This window comes from Streptomyces sp. NPDC007875, from assembly GCF_042868035.1.
GTDB lineage: Bacteria > Actinomycetota > Actinomycetes > Streptomycetales > Streptomycetaceae > Streptomyces > Streptomyces antimycoticus.
Genome location: NZ_JBIADZ010000006.1, coordinates 230,604 through 251,060, shown reverse-complemented (window position 1 = coordinate 251,060; position 20,457 = coordinate 230,604). Strand labels below are relative to the sequence as shown.

General features: G+C 70.1%; 22 protein-coding genes. 6 read left to right on the top strand and 16 right to left on the bottom strand.

The genetic code is table 11. The features are described 5' to 3' along the window. Positions 1-475: 475 nt before the first annotated feature. The 4 genes from ACFYOY_RS15780 to ACFYOY_RS15765 all read right to left on the bottom strand — a co-directional run bounded on the left by ACFYOY_RS15780 (position 476) and on the right by ACFYOY_RS15765 (position 3,074). Positions 476-622: an HGGxSTG domain-containing protein gene (locus tag ACFYOY_RS15780; RefSeq protein ID WP_351881795.1), complete on the bottom strand. Its 147-nt coding sequence runs from the start codon at positions 620-622 to the stop codon at positions 476-478. A gap of 179 nt (positions 623-801) precedes the next feature. After that, positions 802-1,416 carry a dihydrofolate reductase family protein gene (locus tag ACFYOY_RS15775; RefSeq protein ID WP_388587513.1) on the bottom strand — a complete coding sequence of 205 codons (615 nt, stop codon included), beginning with the start codon at positions 1,414-1,416 and terminating at the stop codon, positions 802-804. A gap of 111 nt (positions 1,417-1,527) precedes the next feature. Next, the gene (locus ACFYOY_RS15770; protein ID WP_351881799.1) at positions 1,528-2,286 is read right to left on the bottom strand and encodes a glycosyltransferase; all 759 of its coding nucleotides are present in this window, start codon (positions 2,284-2,286) and stop codon (positions 1,528-1,530) included. Positions 2,287-2,288: 2 nt separating this feature from the next. Beyond that, positions 2,289-3,074 carry a GntR family transcriptional regulator gene (locus ACFYOY_RS15765; protein ID WP_388587509.1) on the bottom strand — a complete coding sequence of 262 codons (786 nt, stop codon included), beginning with the start codon at positions 3,072-3,074 and terminating at the stop codon, positions 2,289-2,291. 166 nt (positions 3,075-3,240) lie between these two features. Here ACFYOY_RS15765 and ACFYOY_RS15760 point away from each other — a divergent pair, with 166 nt between their 5' ends. Beyond that, positions 3,241-3,852: a DJ-1/PfpI family protein gene (locus ACFYOY_RS15760; RefSeq protein WP_351881803.1), complete on the top strand. Its 612-nt coding sequence runs from the start codon at positions 3,241-3,243 to the stop codon at positions 3,850-3,852. 78 nt (positions 3,853-3,930) lie between these two features. Here the strand turns inward: ACFYOY_RS15760 and ACFYOY_RS15755 are convergent, their stop codons facing one another. Beyond that, positions 3,931-4,416 (bottom strand): zinc-binding dehydrogenase, encoded by a 486-nt coding sequence (locus ACFYOY_RS15755; RefSeq protein ID WP_388587634.1) that lies wholly within the window; start codon positions 4,414-4,416, stop codon positions 3,931-3,933. 78 nt (positions 4,417-4,494) lie between these two features. On the opposite strand from ACFYOY_RS15755, the gene ACFYOY_RS15750 reads away from it, so the two are divergent. Both ACFYOY_RS15750 and ACFYOY_RS15745 read left to right on the top strand, forming a co-directional pair. Further along, a complete protein-coding gene (locus tag ACFYOY_RS15750) occupies positions 4,495-4,947 on the top strand; it encodes a UTRA domain-containing protein (RefSeq protein ID WP_388587505.1) in 453 nt (150 codons plus the stop codon). Beyond that, a complete protein-coding gene (locus tag ACFYOY_RS15745) occupies positions 4,944-5,723 on the top strand; it encodes a GntR family transcriptional regulator (RefSeq protein ID WP_388587503.1) in 780 nt (259 codons plus the stop codon). Before ACFYOY_RS15750 ends, ACFYOY_RS15745 begins: the two co-directional genes overlap by 4 nt. Positions 5,724-5,935: 212 nt before the next feature. Here ACFYOY_RS15745 and ACFYOY_RS15740 read toward each other — a convergent pair whose 3' ends face one another. Next, positions 5,936-6,700, bottom strand: a complete 765-nt coding sequence (locus ACFYOY_RS15740; protein ID WP_351881805.1) for an SDR family oxidoreductase — start codon at positions 6,698-6,700, stop codon at positions 5,936-5,938. Between the two features lie 44 nt (positions 6,701-6,744). On the opposite strand from ACFYOY_RS15740, the gene ACFYOY_RS15735 reads away from it, so the two are divergent. Further along, the gene (locus ACFYOY_RS15735; protein WP_388587500.1) at positions 6,745-7,107 is read left to right on the top strand and encodes an ArsR/SmtB family transcription factor; all 363 of its coding nucleotides are present in this window, start codon (positions 6,745-6,747) and stop codon (positions 7,105-7,107) included. A 100-nt stretch (positions 7,108-7,207) separates the two neighbouring features. Here ACFYOY_RS15735 and ACFYOY_RS15730 read toward each other — a convergent pair whose 3' ends face one another. The 4 genes from ACFYOY_RS15730 to ACFYOY_RS15715 all read right to left on the bottom strand — a co-directional run bounded on the left by ACFYOY_RS15730 (position 7,208) and on the right by ACFYOY_RS15715 (position 12,399). Further along, positions 7,208-8,179 (bottom strand): glycosyltransferase family A protein, encoded by a 972-nt coding sequence (locus tag ACFYOY_RS15730; RefSeq protein ID WP_351881809.1) that lies wholly within the window; start codon positions 8,177-8,179, stop codon positions 7,208-7,210. Between the two features lie 130 nt (positions 8,180-8,309). After that, positions 8,310-8,825: a hypothetical protein gene (locus tag ACFYOY_RS15725; RefSeq protein ID WP_388587497.1), complete on the bottom strand. Its 516-nt coding sequence runs from the start codon at positions 8,823-8,825 to the stop codon at positions 8,310-8,312. A gap of 109 nt (positions 8,826-8,934) precedes the next feature. Further along, on the bottom strand, positions 8,935-11,319 hold the full coding sequence (locus ACFYOY_RS15720) for a glycosyltransferase (protein ID WP_388587494.1): 2,385 nt from the start codon (positions 11,317-11,319) through the stop codon (positions 8,935-8,937). A gap of 474 nt (positions 11,320-11,793) precedes the next feature. Beyond that, a complete protein-coding gene (locus ACFYOY_RS15715; RefSeq protein ID WP_351881815.1) occupies positions 11,794-12,399 on the bottom strand; it encodes a helix-turn-helix domain-containing protein in 606 nt (201 codons plus the stop codon). A 148-nt stretch (positions 12,400-12,547) separates the two neighbouring features. On the opposite strand from ACFYOY_RS15715, the gene ACFYOY_RS15710 reads away from it, so the two are divergent. Then, complete coding sequence (locus ACFYOY_RS15710; protein ID WP_351881817.1) at positions 12,548-12,820, top strand: hypothetical protein; 273 nt, start codon at positions 12,548-12,550, stop codon at positions 12,818-12,820. A 64-nt stretch (positions 12,821-12,884) separates the two neighbouring features. On the opposite strand, the gene ACFYOY_RS15705 is transcribed toward ACFYOY_RS15710, so the two are convergent. Together ACFYOY_RS15705 and ACFYOY_RS15700 are read right to left on the bottom strand one after the other, a co-directional pair. Further along, on the bottom strand, positions 12,885-13,040 hold the full coding sequence (locus ACFYOY_RS15705; RefSeq protein ID WP_388587490.1) for a hypothetical protein: 156 nt from the start codon (positions 13,038-13,040) through the stop codon (positions 12,885-12,887). A gap of 215 nt (positions 13,041-13,255) precedes the next feature. After that, positions 13,256-14,017: a phosphoglyceromutase gene (locus ACFYOY_RS15700; protein ID WP_351881819.1), complete on the bottom strand. Its 762-nt coding sequence runs from the start codon at positions 14,015-14,017 to the stop codon at positions 13,256-13,258. Between the two features lie 172 nt (positions 14,018-14,189). Between ACFYOY_RS15700 and ACFYOY_RS15695 the strand changes: the two genes are divergently transcribed. Further along, on the top strand, positions 14,190-15,539 hold the full coding sequence (locus tag ACFYOY_RS15695; RefSeq protein ID WP_351881821.1) for an MFS transporter: 1,350 nt from the start codon (positions 14,190-14,192) through the stop codon (positions 15,537-15,539). An 18-nt stretch (positions 15,540-15,557) separates the two neighbouring features. Here the strand turns inward: ACFYOY_RS15695 and ACFYOY_RS15690 are convergent, their stop codons facing one another. The 4 genes from ACFYOY_RS15690 to ACFYOY_RS15675 form a co-directional block, all read right to left on the bottom strand. Next, the gene (locus ACFYOY_RS15690; RefSeq protein WP_351881823.1) at positions 15,558-17,642 is read right to left on the bottom strand and encodes a M48 family metallopeptidase; all 2,085 of its coding nucleotides are present in this window, start codon (positions 17,640-17,642) and stop codon (positions 15,558-15,560) included. Next, positions 17,639-18,325 (bottom strand): sigma-70 family RNA polymerase sigma factor, encoded by a 687-nt coding sequence (locus tag ACFYOY_RS15685; protein WP_351881825.1) that lies wholly within the window; start codon positions 18,323-18,325, stop codon positions 17,639-17,641. The genes ACFYOY_RS15690 and ACFYOY_RS15685 overlap by 4 nt, the downstream gene beginning before the upstream one ends. Next, on the bottom strand, positions 18,318-18,557 hold the full coding sequence (locus tag ACFYOY_RS15680; RefSeq protein WP_351881827.1) for a hypothetical protein: 240 nt from the start codon (positions 18,555-18,557) through the stop codon (positions 18,318-18,320). The genes ACFYOY_RS15685 and ACFYOY_RS15680 overlap by 8 nt, the downstream gene beginning before the upstream one ends. A 112-nt stretch (positions 18,558-18,669) precedes the next feature. Then, positions 18,670-20,409, bottom strand: a complete 1,740-nt coding sequence (locus ACFYOY_RS15675) for a glycoside hydrolase family 55 protein (protein ID WP_388587485.1) — start codon at positions 20,407-20,409, stop codon at positions 18,670-18,672. Positions 20,410-20,457 lie beyond the last annotated feature (48 nt).

Here is a 20,457-nt window from a genome sequence, read left to right as displayed (position 1 = left end):
CGCTGCAGCCGGTGTGCTGAGTCGAAGGCCTCACCTAGACCTTGGCCAGGCGACGGGTGGGGCCTTCGTCGTATCCGAGTGCTTGTTACCGCGACGTACGAAACGTGACTCCCATCACAAGCGAGCGTCGCGACGGACCCCATCTTGCCCTGTGCCCCTCGGGCTACGCGACAGTCGATCGTGCATCAGCTACAGAAGGTCACCGGAAAAACCGGAAAGAAACCAGCTCATTGGGGACGCGTCGACCGTCGACGTGACATAGCTCACATTATTTGGTGACTCAATGCACACTCGAACGAGTCCGAGCTTGGCCACTTTGTGGCAACTTCACCTTGTTGGTAGAGCCCCGTTGAGCCGCCCGGTCGATGCGCGGAGGGACTCTACCGGTTGCCTCCGACAAGGACACCAGCGATCGCGCCGGCGGCTGCCACTGCGGCCGACTTACGCCACCGCCCGGCGCACCACAGGGGGCGACTCAGCGACGCTTCTTGGGCTTCTTCCTCTGCGGCTTGTTCCATTCACCTCGATGCAACTGGCAGCGGGAGTAGCCAATCATCGCGGGATTCTGGCATGGCCTACCGCTCTTGGTACTAGTTGATCCGCACTTAACCTGTTTGCCCATTTGGCCCCCTCGCCGGTCAGTGCCGTCTCAAGTCAATCGTCACCGGCTAAGGCCATGGTCAGTACTGACCGCAGACACATGCGGCCGATTCCCAGTCCTTTGAGACCGGATCCCGTCCTTCGCCGCCGGGGGTCCGCCACCGCCAACGCAGCCACGGGCAACTCATGAGGCGGACGGTGCTACTGGTCGTCTCGGGGGAGGTGGGCCTTGGCGTCGTCGTAGGTCGCGTCGCCCGTCGGCTCGGCCAGGGCGTAGACCAGGTGCAGCACACCGGTGCTGAACGTCGCGGACGAGATCAGTCTCAGCGGGAGCGTGGTGTCGGCCTCGTCGAACAGCCGCATGCCCTTGCGGACGGCGATCGGGTGCACCAGCAGGTGCAACTCGTCCAGCAGGCCGTGCCCCAGGAGCTGCCGGACGACGGAGACGGAGCCGCTCAGGACGATGTCCCCGCCCGGTTCGCGCTTCAGCGCGGTGACGGCGTCGGCCAGCTCTCCCTTGAGCAGTTCGGAGTTCCGCCAGGTGAACGTCAGGTCCTGGCGCGAGGCGACGATCTTGCGGGCGTCGCCGAGCTTCTTGGCGAAACCGGCGTCCTCGCCGCCCTCCGCCTCACGGCCCGGCCACGCTCCGGCGAAGCTGTCGTAGGTCTTACGGCCCAGGAGGAGGGTGTCGGCCGTGGCGAAGGACGCGTCGACGGCGGCGCCCATCTCGTCGTTGAAATAGGGGAAGTGCCACTGATCGGGTGCTTCCACGACTCCGTCGAGCGAGATGAACAGGCTGGCGGTGATCTTCCTCATGATGCCCCTCCGTGGGAAGCGGTCGGTGAGCTCTTCCTGGGCCGGTGAGCTCTTCCTCCTCTCAGACCGGGGCGGCCGCGCAAACTCATCGGTGGCGGCCCGAGCGGGCATTCAGTGTGCGTCGTAGCGCCAGCCGTCCATGGCGGCCAGGACGCGGGCCCGGGCCTCGACCACCGCGAAGCGGGCCGCGCGCTCGGCCTCGTCGGTGTGGGCGGACTGGCTGGTGACCTGGCCGGGCCACTTGCGGTAGAGCAGGCCGGTCTCGGCGGTGAACCAGCCGCGGCTGACCGCGTTGAGGGCCATGAGGAGGCCGGTGTCCTCGGATGCGGGGAGGGCCATCCAACCGCCGAGGGCGAGGAGCAGGTCCCGGCGGACGAAGAGGGTGACGGGGTGGACCTGGGCGCGGTAGTCGTTCGCCCGCCAGAATTCGAGGAGGGCGCCGCGCGCGATGGGCCCCTGCGGCGGATCGCCCTCGAAGCCGACGGTGGAGCCGTCGGGCAGCAGATCCAGGGCACGGCAGGTGGCCCAGCCGAGATCGGGGTGGTCCGTGAGCGCGCGGAGGTCGCGGGCGAGGGCGCCGGGGGTGAGCATGTCGTCGGCGTCCAGCACCTTGACGTACTCGCCCTCGGCGCGGGAGAGCCCCATCGTGCGGGCCATCGCGGCCCGGCCGGCCCGGCCCTGGCCGAAGCTGACGCGGGCGTCGTCGGGGACGTAGGGGCGTACGGCGTCCGTCTCGCCGTCTTCCTGGATGACCCACTGCCAGTCCCAGCCGTTCGGCAGCTCCTGCTCGCGCAACGACTTGTAGGCGTCCGGCAGATGCTCGGCGCCCGGGGCGTGGACCGCGGTGATGACGGTGATGGTGCTGGGCATGATCACCACCTCTTCAGGGGCGTGGTGAAGACGAGCTCCGTACGGTCTCCGCACAGCGTCACGTCGGATACCTCCACGACCCGGGCCTCGACATCCGTACAGATCTTGCGCAGGACGATCACCGACACACCTTTCTTCAGCCCGAGCGCTTCGGCCTCTTCCACCGTCGGCGGCCGGGCCGTGATCCGTTCCTCCATGCGGTCCAGCTCGATGCCGATCGTGTAGAGCTGATTCTGGGTGCCGCCGGGCCAGGGCTCGTTGGCGGCGTCGAGCAGATCCGGATTTTCGGCCACCACGTCGTGAACCAGATACGAGTGCACCAGGGCGAACGGCGCGTCCTCCTCGCGGCAGTTGGTGCGGTAGATCCGCTCCAGCAGCCGCGTGCCCATGGGGACCCCGAAGACGGAGGCCAGGTCCTCGTCGGCCTTCGCGTCGCGGTACTCGGCGTGGAAGGCGAGGTCGGTCACCTCCAGCCCGGTGTCATGCTCGGTGGACCCGGTCCGCAGGCGCTCCGCCGTCGACCGGCGCACCCGGTCCTTCTCCCACTGGTGCCGATCGTTGCTCCGCATGACCCGCCGGCGCGGGGTGCGCACGAAGGTCCCCACCCCGTGCCGCCTGTCGATCAGCCCCTCGGCCACCAGCTCCGACAGCGCCCGCTGCAGCGTCGGCACACTGGTCCGATACCGCGCCGCAAGCTTGTCCTCGGCCGGAAGCCGCTCCCCGGGCAGCAGCTGACCTGCGCGGATACTCTGCCGCAGGGCATCGGCGATCTGCTCGTACTTGGCCATGCGTAGCTCACCGTCCCGTCCCGGTTGTGCGGCCGCCGCGGACGATTTCAGCGTAAGTCCTTAAGAGGTCTTATGGCCCGATGAGCCACCGACCCCCAATTGGCCCGCGGCCCGGGCACGGCGCTCGGGAGACACTCAGCCGCCGCACCGCACATGAGGAGATGCCATGCCGCAGGTAGCCGTGGTCACCTTTGACGGATTCAACGAGCTCGACAGCTTCATCGCCTCCGCGCTGATCAACCGATGCCGCAAGGACGGCCTGGAAGCCTTCATCACGACACCGACGCCGGTGGTCACCTCCATGAACGGCGTCGAGGTCACCGGCCAGCGCCCGATGGAGTTCGTGACCGAAGCCGACGTCGTCCTGATCGGCAGCGGAGTAAAGGCCCGCGAGGTCGTCACCGACGACGAACTGATCTCCAGGCTCTCCCTCGACCCCTCGCGTCAGCTGATCGGCGCCCAGTGCTCCGGCGCGCTGGTGCTCTCCCGGCTCGGGCTGCTGGATTCCATGCCCGCCTGCACGGACATGAAGAGCCGCCCCTTCGTCGAAGCCGGCGGCGTCACCGTCCTGGACGTCCCGTTCCACGCCGAGGGAAACATCGCGACAGCGGGCGGCTGCCTCTCCTCCCAGTACCTCGCCACCTGGGTCATCACCCGAACCGTCGGGGAGGCCGCGGCGCGCGGCGTCCTGGACTACGTGGCCCCGGTCGGCGAAAACGAGGAGACGGTCGAGCGCGCTTTGCGTGCGGTCTACTCGGGCGAGGCGGCGTTGCGCTGACGGTCCGCGCATCGGCGCTCGAAGCTCCGTTCACCGAGGCCCCCTTCCCGCGGTGAAACCGCAGGTGGGGGGCTGAGGTCAGTTGGCGTCGATGTCCAGCACGATCCGGCCGCGGGTACGGCCCTCCTCCTGGAGAGCCCGCCAGGCGTCGGCCGCCTGCTCCAGCGGGAAGGCGCGGTGCACGGTGACGGACAACTTCCCGGACTCGGCGAGATCGACCAGCTCGGTCAGCTCGTCGGCGTTCGAGCGTGCCCACACCAGATGACCGCCCTGGTCGGCGACGGTGAGGTCGGCCACGGAGACGACCCGCGCCGGGTCCTTCACGACCTTCTGCGACACGGCCACCGCGTCGCCGCCGTAGCAGTCGAACGCCGCGTCGATACCCCCGGGCGCCAGCCGGCGCACCCGCTCGGCCAGGCCCTCGCCGTAGGTGACTGGTGTGACGCCGAGCTCTCGCAGGAAGTCGTGATTGCGCTCGTCGGCGGTGCCGATGACCCGGGCGCCGCGGGCGAGGGCGATCTGCACACCGAGCGAGCCGACCCCACCCGCGGCCGCGTGGACCAGGAGGGTGTCGCCCTCGCCGACGTTGATTCGTTTGATGGCCTGGTAGGCCGTCAGCCCGGGCAGCGGCAGGCACGCCGCATGCGCCCAGTCCCAGGACGCCGGTTTGCGCGCCAGGGTGCGAGCCGGAGCGGAGACCAGTTCGGCGTAACCGCCGTTCTGCGCCTAGTCCTTGTTGACGTAGCCGACGCCCTCGTCGCCGACCTCGAACTCGGTGGCATCGAAGCCGCGGGCGACTCCTACTACCCGGCGCAGATCGCGGCAGGCACCGGCCTCGCGGGGACCGCGAAGATCCGTGGGGGCGCGGTGGCGCTGCTCGCCGAGCTGGGGCATGTGGGTCGGCGGGTACGCGAGGACGTGACGGCGCGCATGCCGGGCGCACAGGAGCGGGAGCTGCTGCGGACCGGCGCGGAGGAGCCGGTGCTGTGCCTGGAGCGGGTCGTGCTCGACGGGGCCGACCGGGCCATTCAGGCCGACCTGATCACCATGCCCGCCCAACGCCAGCGCCTGCGCTACGAACTCAGGATGGGATGACCGTGCCGAAGGCCGAACAGGACGCAGTCGACCAGCGGTCGCTGCATGAACGGATCGCCGCCGACCTACGGGACGAGATCATGTCCGGCGACCTTCCTCCGGGCGCCAAGCTTCCCTCGACCGCCCAGCTCAAGGAGCGGTTCACCGCCTCGAACGCCACCGTGCAGAAAGCCCTGCAGCTGCTGAAGGACGAAGGGCTGGCGGTCGGCCGTGCCGGGGCGGCCGTCACCGTACGCGAACACCGGCAGCGCACCATGCGACCCGCCTCGTACATGGCCCCGGCCGCGCCAGGGGAACCGTACCGATGGATCAGCGAGGCCGCGGGCCACCAGGCTCGCGGAAGCAGCCGGCTCCTCGACGTCACCGAGGTCCGCCCGCCCGCCGACGTCGCCGAGGCCCTGCGCCTCCCGGAGGACGGCACGGCGCTGCTGCGGGCGCAGGTGCTGCTCATGGACGATGAGCCGGTGGAGCTGGTGAAGTCGTACTACCCGCTGGAGCTGGCTCGCGGGACGGCGATGATGGACCGCCGCAAGATCAAGGGCGGCACCCCGGCCCTCCTCGCGGAACTGGGCTACCCGCCCCGCCTCAGCGTCGACAAGGTCTCCGCGCGCGTACCGACCCAGGAGCAGTACGCGGTGCTCGACCTGCCGGGAAACCTTCCGGTTCTGCGGACGCTACGCGTCGTCTACAGCGATGGCGAGCGCCCCATCGAGGCCACGGTGATGGCCAAGGCCGGTCACCTCTACGAGCTGCAGTACGAGTTCACTCCCTCCTGACCGCGGGAGATTCGGGGGTCGCCTCCGACGGCGAGCACGTCCGCGAGGTTCACGCGACAGCCGTCGCGTTGGGAGCCGGCTCGGTGAAGGTGGTTTCCCAGGTGTGGCGGAGATCGCGGCTGATCAAGGTACGGAGGGCGGGCCGCACACCTCGTCTGGCCGCCTGGCCGCCGTGGCCACGCTGCGGGCATGCTCCACGAAGCCCGGGGCCGTCAGGTCAGTTCCAGGCCCCCGTCGACGGTGAGGATCTGCCCGGTGAGCCAGGTAGTGGCTGGATCGGCCAGGCGCAGGATCCAGGCGGCGACCTCGTCGGGGTCGCCGCGGCGGCCGAGGGGGATGCGCGAGGTTTCTTCGTGCTTGATTTGTTCGATGGTCTCCGCGGGGAGTCCGGCGGCGGCCAGGGCCTGGCTTTCCGTCGGGCCGGGGGCGAGGGCATTGACGCGGATGCCGTCGGCGGCGAGTTCCACTGCCCAACTGCGGGTGAGCTGTTCGAGGGCGGCCTTGGACGCCGCGTAGTGGGCGCCGCCCGGCAGCGGCCGGTGGCCATAGGTGCTGGAGATGTTGACTATCGAGCCCCGGCTCCGGCGCAGGTGCGGCAGCGCCTCACGGGCCAGCAGGCTGGGGGCGACGACGTTGAGGCCGAACAGGTCGGTGATGCCCCCGTCGGTGGTGTCGGCCAGCGGCATGATCTTGGTGGCTCCGGCGTTGTTGACCAGCACGTCCACCTGCCCCCAGCGGTCAACTGCGGCGTTGACCACTTCCTCCGGTGCTCCTGGGCCGCTCAGGTCGGCCGAATGGGCGGCGATCGCGGGATGTCCGGCGGCGGTCTCCTCAAGAGCGTCGATTCGGCGACCGACTCCCAGTACCCGGGCACCGGCTTGGGCGAAGGCGCGCGCAGCGGCCCGGCCGATGCCGGATCCGGCGCCGGTGACGATGACAACGCGTTCGGCGAGGTCTGCGGGGGGCTTGGCGTTCATGACACCTCAATGTTCGTCATTCATGGAACATCGAATAACGTAACATGGTCTCCGTGAAACAGGCGCGACATCCCACTCCGGACGAGATCACCCTCATCGACGTGATGGGGGCGCTCAACGACCCCATCCGGGTCGGCCTGATACGTGTACTCGCCGACGACCGCGAACACGGATGGGGCGAACTGCGTGCGCCCGTGGCCAAGTCCACCCTCAGCCATCACCTGCGCGTGCTCCGAGACGCAGGCGTCACCCGCACCCGGCAGCAAGGCACCCGCTGCTTCGTCACGCTACGCAGCGACGACCTCAACGCCCGCTTCCCAGGGCTGCTGAACGCCGTTCTCGACGCCGCCCACCGCGACGACGTCGGCTCCCACGTCGGCCTCGCCGACGGCCCGCCGACCGCCTGATGCCTCAAGATCCTTGACGCTGAGGACCCACCGTGGGCCCAGGCCGTGAAAGGCCCCCTGATCCGCGCCATAAGCGCAGGTCGAGGGCCTGATCACAACGCTAGACGGTGGAAACCGCCGATGTGGTCGGGTCCTTCTCCTGGGCGGGAGAGCCGGCCGCGTGGCGGTGAGCCGCCAGCTCCTTCTCCAGCCGCTGGATGTGGTAGTGCTGAACCCGCGCCGTGCGCTGCAGGGCCATCACCGCGGTGAGAAAGTGATCCATCTCGGCGGCCCGGGTGAGGATGTCGTCGGGCACGTGGTCGTCCCGCAGGCAGGCTTCCGCGTCCTGGCCGAGCACGGCCTGCGCCCAGCCGCGGGTGATCGGCTTGAACAGGCTCGGGTGGTTGGCCACGATCCGCGCCCGGATGGCCAGGTCGTTCTCGGCGGCCTCCACGTGGAGTCCGGTGTCCTTGTTGCGCGCCCCGAACAGCGGCTCATGGAGGTGGTGGGCATCGAAGCCGTGCTCGACGCAGCCGACCCAGAAGTCCCAGTCCTCTCCGGCCCGCATGCTCTCGTCGTAGCCGCCCACGGCCTGCCACACCTCTCGGCGGTACAGCGAGCAGTAGAACATGATCAGCCGCTGGAGCATCAGTTCCCGGCTGTAGGCGGGGAGGGACATCGTCTGCGGGGGCAGATCGTCGTCGGTGAAGGTGAACACATCAGTGGAGGCGATCGCGATGCCGGGGTTGCCGTCCAGGACCGCGACGGTCTTCTCGAGCATCGTGGGAGCGATCACGTCGTCGGCGTCCAGCGGAAGGACGTAGCGGCCGGTGGCCACCTCGATCCCGGTGTTGCGGGCGGCCGAGACGCCGCCGTTCGCCCGCTGGACGAGCCTGATGCGCCGGTCGGGGTGGCGGGTGATCAGGGACCGGGCCACCTCGGCGGTGTTGTCGGTGCTGCCGTCGTCGACGATGAGGAGCTCCCAGTCCTGGAAGGTCTGGGCAAGGATGCTGGACACGGCCTCGGGAAGATAGCGGGCGTAGTCATGGCAGGGGATGACCACCGAGACCACGGGGTCGGGATTGTGGGGCATGCGCGGTCTTTCGGTTCGGGACGGGAACGGGATGGGAATCGGGCGGACCGGAAGCCGGTGTTCCGAGCGCCGGCCGTCCCCCCGGGCCACGTCTGCGGGCCCACGGCCGGGCACAGCGGCGGATCCTGGGCTAGCTGTGCGCGCGCTCCGCACGCTGGGGGTCGTAGGCGTCGGCTGCCGACTCGTGGTGCCGGCCGAACCCGCCCTCGGGTCGGAGGTCGTCGTCGTCGACCCTGCAGAACCACCCGTAGTCGGGGATGGTGACGTTGCCGACGTTGCAGCAGTGCCCGTAGTCGGTGATCGTCATGTTGTTCACGGGCGGGCAGCAGTGCCCGTAGTCGGTGATGGTCACGTTGTTCACGGGCGGGCAGCAGTGCCCGTAGTCGGTGATCGTGACGTTGTTCACGGGCGGGCAGCAGTGCCCGTAGTCGGTGATCGTGACGTTGCCTATGGGCTCGCAGGGGTGACTGGTCCCGGGCGTAAGGGTGATGTCGCCGCTCATCGGCTGCCCTGAGTACCCGTACGTCGCCGTCCCCGTCTGCGTGTCCTGAGCGATGGCGGCGTAGGCCGCCTCCGCGGTGCTGAGCAGTCCGGCCGTGGCCAGCGCGGCAGGCAGGGCCAGTGAGGTCATGACACGGGATTTCACGGTGGCGCCTTTCCTTCGGGTGCGGGGGATCTGCCCCGGAATGCCGCTGTACGTCGCGGCATGGGCAGTAAAGCCACCGTAAGTTTTGTCACTCCATGTGTCAAAATGACTACCTACTGTGTGCGGCGGTCAGGATCACGGGCTCCGGCTGCGGTGTGCCGTGGTGCGGCGGATGCACCACTTCCAGATCGGGCAGCGCCCAGCAGGCGGTTCCCATGTCCAGGGCCATCGCCGCCAGCCCCTCGGTCTCGATGAACTGCCGGTAGGGGAAGGAGGGGAAATTGAGGCCGTCGCGGTGCAACTCCGCACGGACCAGCAACGCGGTTCCGCCGACCGAGTCGACGCGGACGAGCCCGCGTCCACGCAACTCGTCGAGATACGTCCGGCCGAAACCCCGGGGAGGCTGAAGGATGCCGTCGCGCACCCACTGGGCCCAGTTGAGCGTGCCGGCTCCGGGCTTGCGGACGAAGGTGTTGAGGTCGTACGTCGGCCCGCCGGGTGCGGTGGCGCAGTGCGGGACGACGATGTTCTTGCGCGCGCCGAGCAGACGCTGGACGAGGTCCGCCGGGTAGCCGGTGACATCGACGTCGAGCCACAGCACCCACTCCTCGTCGGCCAGGGCCCGCGCGAGGAGATGGTTGCGCACCTTGGCCAGAGCCGACCGGCGCCGACGCTGGATGCCCGGCTCCCAGCGGGCTCCGGCCAACTGGAGGCCGACGTCATGGTGGACGAGGGTCACCCGCCGGAACTCCGCCTCGATGCCGGGCAGGACCTGCCGGAGCAGTTCCGGGGTCGAGTCCCTGCTGTCGCCCTCCAGCAGGCCCAGCGAGATCGCCTCACGGGGGTAGTCCAGCGTGCGCAGGCGGTCCAGATAGCCGGGCAGGAACGCGGCCGCGTCCTTGAGGGGCGTGAGCACCAGCACCGGGGGCCGCTCGCTCGCCGGTGCCGGCTCGGGGACCGGCTGCGGCTTCCGCTCGCATGTGCTCGCGGCGCCCGCGGCGGTCTCGGCGTGCGCGATGTCCCCCGGCTCGAGCGGCAGCCGGGCCGCCATGGCGAGCAACTGCTCCGCGTAGGCGCCGGGTTCGGCCCACACGTGGGTCGCCACCTCGAAGTGCTCCGCGAAATGCGACTCGTCGAAGGTGTTGTTCCCGTGGCATACGTAGGTGTACAGGTCGGACGCGTCCACCGAGACGACCCGGCAGCTTCGGACCATTTCCTCGGCCACCGGGGTGTCCTCGCCACGGCGCTCGGCCGGATAGCGCGGGAGCCGGTCCTTCGCGCACACCATCGACCCTTCCCAGACCCGCGCGCAGGAGATGGCGAGCTTGCGCCGGGCGGGCCACCACAGCCGCTCACGGGCGAGGAAGCACGCGTCGGCACCGAGCGCGAGAATCGCCGCCATCTGGGCCTCCACCCGCTCCGGGTCGTACAGGTCGTCGTCGTCCCACTGGCACACGTACGGCCCGGTGGCCCGGTCCACCGCCTCATTGCGCAGTTCCCCCAAGGTCCGTCGCTCCGGGGGGAGCCGGTGATGGCGGATCCGCGGGTCGTCCAGGTCACGGATGTGCTGCTCGAGCGCGTCATCGGTGCCGTCCTCCAGCACCACCAGCTCCAGGTTCGGGTAGGTCTGAGCAGTGAAGCACCGGATCGCGCGGCGTGCCGTCGCCGAGCGGTCCTTGGTCACCATCAGACAGGACACGGTCGGCGCCGGCGCGCCCGAGGCCCAACGGCGGCGCTGCGCCTCCAGGTTGAGCAGGCCGTCGGCGACCGGTTGCCGCTCCTGGCTCGCCCAGAACGGGAACCGCCTGCCCGCCGAGACCCTCGGCGCGGTCGCGGTGTCGCAGGCCCAGCTGCCCGACCAGTGGTGCACGGCGTGGGCACGGTCGTAATCGGCCTCCTGCGGGCCGAACAGCTCTGTCGCGTACGGGCTCACCTCCGGGTACAGAACCTCCGGGCCGACCACCGTGATCGAGTCCGGCTCCGGGGCACTGTCGACCGCTCTGGTGAGGAAGAACGGGCCGGTCGCATCGAGCGTGTGCGGCAGCTTGTGGGCGCCGACCAGTCGCCGGTGCACATGGGCCGCCCAGAAGGGGTGGCCCGGCCGTGACGCGATGAACGCGTTGCCGACGATGCGGGTGAATCCGCGCTGCCGGGCCAGCAACAAGCGGGTGTGTGCCTCGGGTTCGCAGCCGAGCACGAGTTCGCGCCCGTCGAGGAGGTCGGAGACCGGCTTCAGGCACTCGAAATCCAGATCCACGTAGAGGCCACCGAAATGGTCGAGCAGGAAATAGCGGATCGCGTCGGCCCGCATGATCGGTTCGGGATAGCCGTCGTAGACCGGCAGGAACCACGGATAGTGCTCCTGGAGAAAGGCGCGATTGTCCGCGTCCGTCCACAACCGGTAACCCCAGCCGGGGTGGTTCAGCCGCCAGGACTCGGCCCACTTCTGCCATGCCGGAGGGAGGTCGGCGTCTTTCCATGTCTGGTGAATCAAGGGAGGAATTGCCTTCTGTGCCGTCATTCGCACAGTATGTCGGTTTGTCCGACGGGCCGGATATCCGGTGATACCCGTCGCCCGAGCAATCACCCGAACGGTGGGCTCAGCGCATCGGGCAGGTCAGAGGCAAGGGCAGTACGACCCGCCTCGCGCCGTCCATGCGTCTCACATCTCGACCACTTCCACCCGCAGCGAGGCACGGTCGTCTCGTCCACCGGTGCGTCAGGTCACCACGACGTCGAGGTCCCGCCACCCGCACACCCGTGCCGTGCCGGTGCCGGGGAACTTGCCCGCGTCCGCCAGCAAGACCACCTGGTCGAGACCACGCTCGCCCTCACCCACTGGGCCTACGCCGGCGGCCTCCCGGTCCTGCCGCCTGACAGCCCGATCGAGCAGCTCACGGCCCAGAGACGGCCCGATCGGGCACGGATGGGAGACGATGACGGCTAGCGGCTCTCAGCACATACGGCGCTAGTCGTGATCCGCTTCGGTAGGCAGCGTGAGCTGGGGGCGCTCTTGGTCGGGCAACACAACAAGACGGACAGCCATGCGGCGCGCGCCGGGAGGAGGATCCTCCGGATCGGTCGCGTACTTGCGCAGCAGTGTCTGGTACTCCTCGACAAATGCTGCCACCTGATCCTTGGTCATCCACAGGCCAGAGCGCTGAATCTGGTTCCAACCTGCCGAGCTGTCGTACCCCGTGTACGCACTCACGACGAGACTCAGATCTTGCGTCATCTTGAGCGCACCGATCTTCACCGCCGCCTCCCGTTCGTCGGCCGTCATGACGAGCCCTGGAGGCGTGAAGATGTCCGCCATAAGCGACTTCCACCAGCGTTCACGGCCGGTGGACTTCTCTTCGATCTCGGCGATCAGGTTGAGATCGGCGAGCTTGCGCAGGTGATAGCTGGTAGTGCCGGTGCTCTCGCCGAGTGCCTTGGCGACGCTGGTCGAGTTCGCCTCGCCGTGCTCGCCGAGGTAGCTCAGGATGTCTCGGCGCACCGGGTTGGACAACGCCTTGTAGAAGGCCTTGAGGTCTGGACCGGTGAGAACCCTTGTCTCAGGACGCTCAGCCATGCGGCAACCCTACTGCAGAGGGTCTCTGCAGTTATGCAGAGAATATTTGCAGAACTTCTCTGCAATGGCTAGCGTGAGGACAACGGTGCGGACAGGCGGGCCAGAGGCACGGGCTGGGGTGCCGCTTGCCTGACATAGGGGGTTGTCCATGTCTGACTCACTGGATGCTCGGATACGGGACGAGATCGACGACCAAGTCGCGGAAGCGTTCGATGCCTATCTGGCGGACCGGATCGCGGAACCGGGGCCGCTACGCGCCGCCCTCGCAACGAAGCGCAACGCCAAGGTGGTGGTGGGCACGATCGGGCTGGGCGTACTGGCGACAGCCCTGGCCCCGACGGACGTCACGGTGGTGTGTTGGATCTGGGGCGCGATCGCTTCGATAGATGTCACCTTCTTGCTGGCCGCCCGCCGCCGTTGACGTGGAGCAGTTGTAGCGCCGCGCCGATGCTGCGGCTCCTTGAACGCGTGGGGATGGGTGCAACTCACCGCTGGCGCTTCGTGCGTGCGTGCTCTGCGTTGCTGATGATGGCGTCGGCGCCGCCGATTTGGCGCAACTCCACAGCCGTCACGTTGGGAGCCAGGAGCCGCCGAGCGAACTTGGCGCGGCGGAGCTCGGAGACGCTGGGCTTTGACGCCATGCCTCGATCATTCCGCAGGGAAGAATCCCTCGCGCCAGCTTGGGAGTCATGTTCCGACATGCTGACGCGCTCGGCCGCAGCGCCCGCCTGAGGATGCTCGGATGGTAGGCCGCCTCGGTGTTTTTGCTGGTGAGGGTCCTGAGGTGGGCCCAGGGCAGCGAAAAGCCCCCTACTCGCGGCCCGGGGCCGCAGGTAGGGGGCTTGATCGCGTCGCGCTACTTCTTCTTGCCCTGGTTCTTGACCGCCTCGATGGCGGCCTTCGCGGCCTCCGGGTCGAGGTAGGTGCCGCCCGGGTTGACGGGGCGGAAGTCGGTGTCCAGGTCGTAGGAGAGCGGGATGCCGGTGGGGATGTTCAGGCCCGCGATGTCGGCGTCGGAGATGCCGTCGAGGTGCTTGACCAGGGCGCGGAGGGAGTTGCCGTGGGCGGCGACCAGGACGGTGCGGCCGGTGAGCAGGTCCGGGACGATGCTGTCGTACCAGTACGGCAGCATGCGCTGGACGACGTCCTTGAGGCACTCGGTGCGCGGGCGCAGCTCCGGCGGGATGGTCGCGTAGCGCGGGTCGTCACTCTGGGACCACTCGGCGCCGTCCTCGAGCGGGGGCGGCGGGGTGTCGTACGAGCGGCGCCACAGCATGAACTGCTCCTCGCCGAACTCGGCGAGGGTCTGGGCCTTGTCCTTGCCCTGCAGCGCGCCGTAGTGGCGCTCGTTGAGGCGCCAGGAGCGGCGGACCGGGATCCAGAGGCGGTCGGCGGCCTCGAGGGCGAGCTGGGCGGTGCGGATGGCGCGCTTCTGGACGGACGTGTGGACCACGTCAGGGAGCAGGCCGGCGTCCTTCAGCAGCTCACCGCCGCGGACAGCCTCCTTCTCGCCCTTCTCGTTCAGATTGACGTCCACCCAGCCGGTGAACAGGTTCTTCGCGTTCCACTCGCTCTCGCCATGGCGGAGGAGGATCAGCTTGTACGGTGCGTCGGCCATGCTGCCGAGCCTACTGGACCGGTCTGAGGGGGTCGGTTGACGGACCCCGTCAATTCGCTGGCGGCGCGGAGGCGGCGTCGGTAAGTTGCGGATGCTGGTGGTGCCACTTACAGATGCGGCTTGTGTCGCTTACGGGTGTTGCTTGTGCCGCGCACAAGGGGGGAGTCGTCCGGTGTCCGTCGCTCGACTGAGACAGGCCGCGAAGGAGAGCGTCTCGGGGTTGCCCCGGGAGTTCTGGTGGCTGTGGACCTCCACGCTGGTCAATCGGCTGGGCGGGTTCGTGGCCACGTTCCTTGCCATGTACCTGACCGTGGACCGGGGCTATTCGGCGATGTTCGCCGGGCTGGTCGGGGCACTGCACGGGCTGGGCGGGGCGGTGTCGGCGGTGGTCGCCGGGGTGCTGACCGACCGGCTGGGGCGGCGGCCCACGTTGCTGGTCTCGCAGGTGTCGACGGCGGTCACGGTCGCCGTGCTGGGCTTCGTCCAGGACCCGGTCGCCATCGCCGTCGTGACCTGTCTGGTGGGGATGACCAGCAACGCCTCGCGGCCCGCGGTGCAAGCGATGATCGCCGACATTGTCCGCCCCGAGGACCGGGTGCGGGCCTTCGCGCTCAACTACTGGGCCATCAACCTCGGCTTCGCCGTCTCCGCGGCGGCGGCCGGGCTGATCGCGAGCCACGGCTATCTCACGCTCTTCCTGGGCGACGCCGGGATGACGCTGCTGTGCGCGTTCATCGTCTTCGCCAAGGTGCCGGAGTCCCGTCCGGAGCGGGGTGGCAGTGCCGGAAGCGGCGGCGGGGACGGGGCAGTGGTTGAGCCGGAGGTCGGGCTGGGCTCGGTGCTGCGGGACCGGCGGTTCATGGCCGTGGTCGGGCTGTCGTATCTGGTCGCGACCCTCATCCAGCAGGCGTTCGTGGCGCTGCCCGTGGCGATGGGGGCACAGGGGCTGTCCAGCACGGACTACGGCATCGCGATCGCGACCAACGGCGTGCTGATCGTGGCCGTACAGATCCCGGTGACGCGGTTCCTCGAACATCGCGATCCGGCGCCGCTGCTGATGGCCTCCGCGCTGCTGACCGGAGGGGGCTTCGGGCTGACCGCCTTCGCCGGGTCGGTCGGGATGTACACGGTGGCCGTCACCGTCTGGACGCTCGGTGAGATCATCAACTCCCCCACGCAGATGGGGCTCGTGGCCCGGCTCTCCCCGACTCACGGGCGCGGCCGCTACCAGGGGATGTACAGCCTGTCGTGGTCCCTCGCCTCGCTCACCGCGCCGCTGGTGGGTGGCGCGGTCATGGACCGCTTCGGGGCGGACGCCCTGTGGGCGAGCAGCGCCGTGGTGGGGCTCGTGGCGGCCGGGGGGTACGCGGCGCTGGGGCGTGCGATGCGGGAGCAGCCTGGGAGCAGGGGGCCTGAGGGCGTGGGGTCTGAGGGCGATGTGAATGCTGAGGTGGGTGCTGAGGGGGTGGTGGGTGCCGGGGGCGGCGTCCGGGCTGGGGTGGGCGAGGGTGGCGGTGGCTAGGGGCGCGGCCCGGCGCGCTTACGGCGCAGACCTGGGGATGACGGGCTCGATGTGGATGGGCGGCAGCGAGGGCACTGGCAGCTGGTACGTCGGCCGCGTCCCGTAGGTCGGGTACGGAGCGGGATCCGTACCGGTGCCGCCACCCGGCTGGTAGCGGTCGTTCCACCGGGTCACCGGGATCCGCGGGTAGCTCGGCTCGTCCTTGTGCGCCCACAGCGCGAACGTCACCCCGGTCATCCCCACCAGCACGGTGAGCGCCAGCGCCCCTACGGCCATGATGCGCCGGCGCGCGGGGCCGGTGACCTCGGGCGCGATGCTGATCCGCCGCGCCTTCTCCCCTGGCCTCGGCCCGTCCGCCGTACCTCCGGCCCCGGCCGGACCGGTGGAGGCGGTGGTGGGCAGGGGTGCGCGTTCGTCCACGCCCAGGGCGGCCAGGTGCAGCCCGAGCCGCTGGGTCTGGCCGGGCAGCCGCACGGCGGTGTCGGCCCAGGTGCGGATGGTTTCGGGGGCGATGCCGTCGGGCGGTACGAGGATGCTGGGGCCGGTCCAGTTCATGGCCCAGTACGCGGTCCCCCGCGCGACCAGCTGCGCTCCGATCAGCACGGACAGGGCGTCGGCCAGGGAGCTGAGCGGATCGTCGCGTTCGGTCTGCTCGGGGTGGGGCGTCCGCTCACCGTGCGGCAGACGGGAGTTGAGGGCGCGGGCGAGGGGCATACGGCGGCCGCTGTCCAGCAGCCGCAGCACTCGCTGGATCGTCAGCGCGTCTGGCTGAGCGGCTGGTCCCGCTTCCGGCCCGGCCCATCTCGCGTCCGGCTCCCCGATCGGCTCCGCTTCCGGCACCGTGACCGGCCCCGCCTTCTGGCGTCCCACCCCCTCGGTCTCCTCGACCCCGCGCACCGCCTCGGCCAGCGGGGTCAGGATGCGCGTCGCGCGGTACTCGGCCAGCTCGGTGAGCCAGTCCCGCCACGGCACCCGCTTCCCCGCGTCCGGGCCGGACAGCATGACGCGGCCCAGCGCGACCGCGTACCGCGGCTGCAGGGAGAGGGGGTCCGGGGCGAGGGGATCCGGGGACAGGGCGTCCGGGAAAAGGTGTTCGGCGCCGGGCTCCGGGGCGGGCAGGCGCGCCAGCCGTTCCAGCCGGGTGGCCAGCGCCGGATGCGCGTCGTCGGGGTCGGCGGGCCGCTCTACGGCCCGGGCGCGTAACGCGGCCAGCGGCTCCCGCACTTCGGGGGCCTCGACCATATGGGCGAAGGCGCGGAACGGATCGTCGGGGATCCGGCCCGTCGCCCGGCGCATCGGGGCGAGGAAGTCCGCCAGGAACTCCTGCCACGCCGCCTCCAGCGCCGCCGTCGAACGCAGCGCGTCGGCCATGGCGCCCGGACCGGCCACCCGGGCGGCCTCGCGATCGGCCTCCAGCTCCTGCCGCCGCCGGACCGGGCGGGTGAGCCACCGGAAGACGTGGGTGTAGAGGCCGAGCAGCAGCAGGGGCCAGCCCGCGTACAGCCGCACCAGGTGGTTGGCGGCCGACGCCTCCTGGATCGCCTGCCGGGCGGCGACCAGCCCCGCCGCGCCCCGGTGGGCGACCGCGCCGAAACGGCTGTGGCGGCGGGAGAAGTGGCCCAGCTCATGGGCGAGGACGGCGCGCAGTTCGGCGGGTGGCAGACAGGCCGGCAGGGGCATTCCGAGGTAGAGGACGCGTCGGCCGGGGGCGAGCCCGAGGAGCGGTGCGTCCTCGGTGACGGAGGCGTTGACCTCGGCGGTCAGCCGGATACGGGCGGGCGGCCGGGTGCCGACGGCGAGGGCCAGCTCCTCGACCGTGCGCCATAACTCCGGCGCCCCGCGCCGGGTCACCGTCACCGCGTCCTCACGCGATACGGCGGGGCGGGCGGTGCGGATCACCGCCCACACCATGCCGAAGACGATCGGGGCGAACGCCGCGCAGGCGGTGATGACGCTCATGGGCGGCGTCTGGACCCCCGGCTCTGCGGCGGTCCATAAGGCCGCCGCGAGAAAGGCGCCCCAGAGCAGCACCATGGCCGCGACCAGCGCGTAGAAGACGGCGAGCAGGGCGAGGGCGAGGAGGGCGCGGGCGGCGGCGATCACCGGCCCTCCCGAACGCCGTCGGGGGCGTCGGGCCGGAAGCCGTTCCGGGCATCGCCCCGGAAACCGTCCGACAGCCACTCCGCGGCCCCGTACAGCGCCGCCGTCAGCGGGTCCTGAGGCGTGCGGGTCAGCAGGCGCTCGGTCGGGCGGCCGAGCTCCGGGGAGATGTCCAGCATCAGGCTCAGCCGGGCGCGGGCCTTGTTGAGGTTGCTGCCGACGCTGCCGACCGAGATCCCCAGCTCGTCGGAGATCGCCCGATAGCTCATGCCCTCGAGCGAATGCATGACGACCACCTGACGCTGGCGCGGCGGCAGCGTGCCGAGGGCGCGCAGCGCGGCCAGTGCCTCGGCGGTCTCCTCCACGGTGGCGGTCGTGGCGGCCGGGACGGTCGTCTCGGCCATCTCGACCGGCTTCCAGCGGAACCACCAGCGCCGCCCGTCCTTCGAGAGCTTGCGCCGCATGGTGGTGGTCACCCATGCCTCGGGTGAGGCGTAGGCCCTGACCTTGGGCCAGCGGCGCATCGCCTCGATGTACGCCTCCTGCACGGCGTCCTCGGCGTTCTGCCGGTTGCCGCTGAGCATCACCGCGCGGGCGGCCAGCCAGGGGTAGGTGCGGGCGTAGAAGGCGTCGAACTCCTCCTCGGACTCGCCGCCGATCGCGGTCTCCCCCACCGTGTCACTCACCCCGATCGCCCCCGTCCCGCTCCTCGGCCCGCCGCCTTATGGTCAGCGCCGCGCCGTCGGGGCGGCGGTCGGTGAGCACCGTGCCCGGTGCCGTTCTGCTCACCAACTCGGCCAGCGTGCGCGCCCGGAGCCGTTCGCCCGAGCGCGCCGCCAGCCAGCGGATGACGTCCCCCATCAGCCGTAGCACCCCCACCGTCACGACCGTTGCCACCGTGAGCCACGGATTGTCCATGAGCACCGTTGTGTCTCCTCTTCATGGTTCCCGGCCGGCGCCGGTTCACCATGAAGAGGCGTCATGGACCGTATTTCTTCACCGCGTTTCTCACCGTGTTTTCCGGGAGATGTCAGCCGATCGCGCGCTGTGCCTCGTACAGATTGCGGGGGTGGACGGCCTCAGGGTGGCCATAGGACTCGATACGGGAGTGCAGCGGACCGGTGAAGTCCGGGACGTCGATCTGGCCGAACTGCCGGACCTCGCTGATCCCGACCGTCGCGCTGTACGGCGCGATGTCGTCGACCTTGACGCACCCGGCCCGCTGATTGCTGACCGTGACGTTCCAGTGGGTGAACCGCGCACCGTAAAGCGGGCCCGCGCTCGCGTCGCCACCGTGCGCCCCCGTGTTGTCCACGGTGATCTCGGTACGGACGTTGGCGAAGGGCATCCCGCGGTGGGTGTCGAAGGTGCCCATCTCCATCCGGCCGCGCGACCAGACGTTGTAGCTGGACAGCCCCTCCACGTTGATGCCGTGCAGTGACGTCCCCGCCGGGGCCGGGACGGTGCGCTGAGCCAGCACGAAGTCCTCCACCAGGTTGTCGTGCGAGCCCTCGCGGCAGCAGTAGGGATGATGGCTGCCGCGCCCCGTCACCCGGGTGCGGCGCAGGGTGCACGCCTTGGCTGCGACGAGCAGGAAGCCGTTGTCGACGTTGTTGACGGTCACGTCGTCCACCCAGCAGTCCCACGCGCACTGCAGCGCGACGCCGTTGTACCCCTTGTCCAGCAGATGCTGCGACTGCGGGGTCTCGACGACGTCGAGGGTGATGCCCTCGACCCCGGAGCCGGTGACCGGGCGTACGAGCGTGGTGAACCGGGGCTTCCAGGCGGCCCTGGCATCCAGCGGCAGCGGACGGTCGAGGGTCACCCGGCGGCGCCACCGGTCGACGGAGACGACGCGGCACGGCCATTCGTAGGGGACGTACGAGGTGAGCTTGGTCTTGTCGGCCCAGACGTAGTCGGCGGCACCCTCGACGTCACCGGCCATATGGCGCAGGAGGGAGTGGGTGTCGTCGTCGGCGAGCTGGAACAGCACGCGGTCGTCGCGGCGCAGGGCGGACGGATCCTCGACGGTCACCGTCCAGTCCCCGCGGCGGGCGGGGGCGGCGAGATCGGTGAGGGTGTGCCACTCGTCGCGCTTGTTGCCCGTCCAGCCCTCGAACGGCCACGCCTGGGCCCGGATCGCGTCGGTCAGGGAGCTCCAGCGTGCGTCCGGGCAGATCCAGATGAGCCCGCCGGCCCAGGACCAGGACGACTTGTCCCCACCGTAGCGGCTGCCGTACGGGCCGATCAGCTCGGTGAGGCTGCGGGTCGCGTGGAGGGTGGTGCGGCCGCTGCCCGCGCCGCGCAGCACGACGTTGTCGTAGCCGAGGCGGATGACGTCGTCCACGCGATAGGTCCCGGGCGGCACCAGGACCGTGCCGCCGCCACGGCGGCCGGCCGCGGCGATGGCGCGGTTGATCGCGGGGGCGGCGTCCGTGGAGCCGTCGGGCCGGGCGCCGTAGTCGCGGACGTTCGCGACGACGGGCAGGCGGGGGAAGTGCGTACGCCCGCCGAGGAATCCGGCGCGGGCGACGTACGGGATCTGCGGATGGGTGTACGGCCGGGCGCGGAACTCACGCCAGAGGGGGGACGTACGCGCCCCGCCGGAGGTGGGCGCCGCGCCCGAGGCGCCCGGTCCGGCGGTGGTCCGCGATGCGGCCGCCGCGTCCGTGGCGGTCAGGAACGGTGCGCCCGTCCCCAGGAACGTGGCGCCCGCCGCCACGCCCATCGCGCCGCCGAGCAGCCGCCTTCTGTTGATCTCCGTGCCCATGAACCAGCCCCGCCTTCCATGGATGTGAACGCAGTTCAGGTGAGAGAC

Bases quoted from the DNA above. Each gene is read 5' to 3' on its own strand.
- ACFYOY_RS15780 (WP_351881795.1), bottom strand. From the start codon at position 622: ATGGGCAAACAGGTTAAGTGCGGATCAACTAGTACCAAGAGCGGTAGG.
- ACFYOY_RS15775 (WP_388587513.1), bottom strand. From the start codon at position 1,416: ATGAGGAAGATCACCGCCAGCCTGTTCATCTCGCTCGACGGAGTCGTG.
- ACFYOY_RS15770 (WP_351881799.1), bottom strand. From the start codon at position 2,286: ATGCCCAGCACCATCACCGTCATCACCGCGGTCCACGCCCCGGGCGCC.
- ACFYOY_RS15765 (WP_388587509.1), bottom strand. From the start codon at position 3,074: ATGGCCAAGTACGAGCAGATCGCCGATGCCCTGCGGCAGAGTATCCGC.
- ACFYOY_RS15760 (WP_351881803.1), top strand. From the start codon at position 3,241: ATGCCGCAGGTAGCCGTGGTCACCTTTGACGGATTCAACGAGCTCGAC.
- ACFYOY_RS15750 (WP_388587505.1), top strand. From the start codon at position 4,495: ATGCGCCCAGTCCCAGGACGCCGGTTTGCGCGCCAGGGTGCGAGCCGG.
- ACFYOY_RS15745 (WP_388587503.1), top strand. From the start codon at position 4,944: ATGACCGTGCCGAAGGCCGAACAGGACGCAGTCGACCAGCGGTCGCTG.
- ACFYOY_RS15740 (WP_351881805.1), bottom strand. From the start codon at position 6,700: ATGAACGCCAAGCCCCCCGCAGACCTCGCCGAACGCGTTGTCATCGTC.
- ACFYOY_RS15735 (WP_388587500.1), top strand. From the start codon at position 6,745: ATGGTCTCCGTGAAACAGGCGCGACATCCCACTCCGGACGAGATCACC.
- ACFYOY_RS15730 (WP_351881809.1), bottom strand. From the start codon at position 8,179: ATGCCCCACAATCCCGACCCCGTGGTCTCGGTGGTCATCCCCTGCCAT.
- ACFYOY_RS15715 (WP_351881815.1), bottom strand. From the start codon at position 12,399: ATGGCTGAGCGTCCTGAGACAAGGGTTCTCACCGGTCCAGACCTCAAG.
- ACFYOY_RS15710 (WP_351881817.1), top strand. From the start codon at position 12,548: ATGTCTGACTCACTGGATGCTCGGATACGGGACGAGATCGACGACCAA.
- ACFYOY_RS15705 (WP_388587490.1), bottom strand. From the start codon at position 13,040: ATGGCGTCAAAGCCCAGCGTCTCCGAGCTCCGCCGCGCCAAGTTCGCT.
- ACFYOY_RS15700 (WP_351881819.1), bottom strand. From the start codon at position 14,017: ATGGCCGACGCACCGTACAAGCTGATCCTCCTCCGCCATGGCGAGAGC.
- ACFYOY_RS15680 (WP_351881827.1), bottom strand. From the start codon at position 18,557: ATGGACAATCCGTGGCTCACGGTGGCAACGGTCGTGACGGTGGGGGTG.
- ACFYOY_RS15675 (WP_388587485.1), bottom strand. From the start codon at position 20,409: ATGGGCACGGAGATCAACAGAAGGCGGCTGCTCGGCGGCGCGATGGGC.